Origin of the sequence: Aeromonas fluvialis, from assembly GCF_000819885.1 — a bacterium.
GTDB lineage: Bacteria > Pseudomonadota > Gammaproteobacteria > Enterobacterales > Aeromonadaceae > Aeromonas > Aeromonas fluvialis.
On record NZ_CDBO01000007.1, the window covers coordinates 1 to 612 of the forward strand.

General features: G+C 57.0%; 1 protein-coding gene. It reads left to right on the top strand.

Features of this window, described 5'->3' with window-relative positions:
- Positions 1-58 precede the first annotated feature (58 nt).
- Positions 59-612, top strand: a 554-nt coding sequence (locus BN1125_RS19820) for an IS1595 family transposase (protein WP_425283619.1), incomplete at its 3' end; no start/stop codon positions are given.

A 612-nucleotide genomic window follows, 5' to 3' on the forward strand; every position in this document is an offset into this window, starting at 1 on the left:
CGATTTAACGGCGCTTACACTGCACCAGGCGTTGGCCGAACACGGTGCAACGCCCGCTGTGTGTCCCTGCTGCGATTCATCCCGTGTTATTCATTGGGGACGCTCTCGCGGTCAGCAGCGTTACCGCTGCAAGGCATGTGGCAAGACATTTAATCAGTTGGATGGTTTCGCACTGGCGGGCTTCATCATTCATAAGCACAAATGGGCGGCTTATGCCGACTGCCTCAGCAGAGGCCTCTCACTGCGAGCAGTCGCGAGGGAATGTGGTATCAACTTGAAAACCGCGTTTCGTTCGCGACATTGTTTTCTGCGCTACGCCATGACGACCCGGGCGCGCCGATTGGCGGGGATAGTGGAGGCCGACGAAATATTTGTCCCCGAGTCATTCAAAGGGCGTTGCCATTTGGCGCGGCCTGCCAGACACCATGGTGGGACAGGGCATGGTCATGTACCCTTGGTAGCGGTATTAATCGCCTTGGACCGATATGGACGGGAGAGTGATGTTGTGCTGCTGGGCAAGAGTCTTTCCCAAATCGAACCGACGCTAAAACCGTTGCTAGCCCCTGACTCGGTCCTCTGCACGGATGGCAACCTGACCCCCCGTGTCAGGAT